Below are 1581 nucleotides of genomic sequence, written 5' to 3'. Positions count from 1 at the left end.
CCGAAACGCCCGCTTCAAGGTCACGGCGGGCGGGAAACTGTCCCTGCCGAAGATCGGTGACGTCGCGGTCCGCTGGTCACGGGATCTGCCCTCGGCGCCCTCCTCGGTCACGGTCATCAAGGACGCGGCCGGGCGGTACTTCGCCTCGTTCGTCGTCGAGGTGGCCGGACATCGGCTGCCCGGCACCGATGCCGAGACCGGGATCGATCTGGGGCTGGGCCACTTCGCGGTGCTGGCGGACGGGTCGAAGATCGACTCGCCGCGGTTCCTGCGCCGGGCGGAGAAGAAACTCAAGCGTGCGCAGAAGGCGCTGTCACGCAAGCAGAAGGGATCTAAGAATCGGGACAAGGCCCGCCTGAAGGTCGCCCGCCGGCACGCCAAGGTCGCTGATGCGCGCCGCGAGTTCTGCCACCAGCTGTCCACTCGGCTGATTCGCGATAACCAAGCGATCTACGTGGAGGACCTGGCGGTCATGGCAATGGCGCGCACGAAGCTGGCCAAGAGCGTGCACGACGCGGGCTGGTCGGCGTTCGTGGTCATGCTGGAGTACAAGGCGCAGCTGTACGGGCGGACCTTCGCCAAGGTCGGCCGGTTCTTCCCGTCCTCAAAGTTGTGCTCGGACTGCGGGGCGCTTGCCGAGCGGATGCCGCTGAGCGTGCGGGAATGGAGCTGCTCCTGCGGCACTGTCCATGATCGAGACGTCAATGCCGCTATCAACATTCTCGCCGCCGGACGGGCGGAGAGACTAAACGCCTCCCACGCCCGTGGGCGAGACGGCGCACGCCGTCTCGGTGGAGGGTCGATAAGACCAGTGTCCGCGCTGGCATGGCCCGGTGAAGCAGGAAGCCGCAGAGGTGCCGCATGAAGACGCGGCACGGGCTGAATCCTCGGCGTTCACACCGAGGAGCGCGTCAAATGGTCGTCCCGCCTGAGACGTCCAGGCGGTGTCCGGTGATGTAGCGGCTGTCGTCGGAGGCCAGGAAGGCGACGGTGTCGGCCACGTCCTGCGGCGTGCCCAGCCGCCCGAGGGGCGTCTGCGACGACAGCCAGGCCAGGGCCTCGCCGACCAGGCGTCCTTGGTGCATGTCGGTGTCGATGACGCCGGGGGCCACGAGGTTGACCGTGATGCCTCGCGGTCCGAGCTGCTTGGCCAGGGCGGTGGTCAGGACGTCGAGTGCGGCCTTGGACATGGCGTAGTCGATCGCCCGGGGCATGGCCGCGCCCCGGGTCAGCATCGTGCCCACGGTGATGATCCGCCCGCCGTCGCGCAGCCGCGGCAGGGCGAGCTGGGTGATGAAGAACGGGGCGGTGGCGTTCACCGCGAACAGGCGCTCGAAGCCCTCCCGGGTGACGCCGTCGATCTCGGACTGGTCGCCGAGGACGCCCGCGTTGTTGACCAGGATGTCCAGGCCGTCGGCGTGGGCGTCGAAACCGGCCCACAGGGCTTCGGCGTCGCCTGGCGCGCCCAGCTCGGCCTGGACGGCGAAGGCCTGTCCGCCGGCTGCTTCGATGGCGGCGACGGTGTCCTTGGCGGCCGCGTGGTTGCTGCCGTAATGCACGGCGACGCGGGCGCCTTCGCGG

At 69.1% G+C, this 1581-nt stretch carries 2 protein-coding genes; one reads left to right on the top strand and one right to left on the bottom strand.

Annotation, left to right across the window (positions count from 1 at the left end):
- Window positions 1–865, top strand: an 865-nt coding sequence (locus tag AB0J09_RS64405) for a transposase (RefSeq protein ID WP_360714321.1), incomplete at its 5' end; no start/stop codon positions are given.
- A gap of 46 nt (window positions 866–911) precedes the next feature.
- Here the strand turns inward: AB0J09_RS64405 and AB0J09_RS64400 are convergent.
- The coding region (locus AB0J09_RS64400) for an SDR family oxidoreductase (RefSeq protein WP_360714319.1) at window positions 912–1581 on the bottom strand (670 nt) is incomplete at its 5' end.

The sequence above is a fragment of the Nonomuraea sp. NPDC049784 genome (assembly GCF_040659615.1).
GTDB lineage: Bacteria > Actinomycetota > Actinomycetes > Streptosporangiales > Streptosporangiaceae > Nonomuraea.
This window is presented reverse-complemented; position numbering and strand designations above follow the sequence as displayed.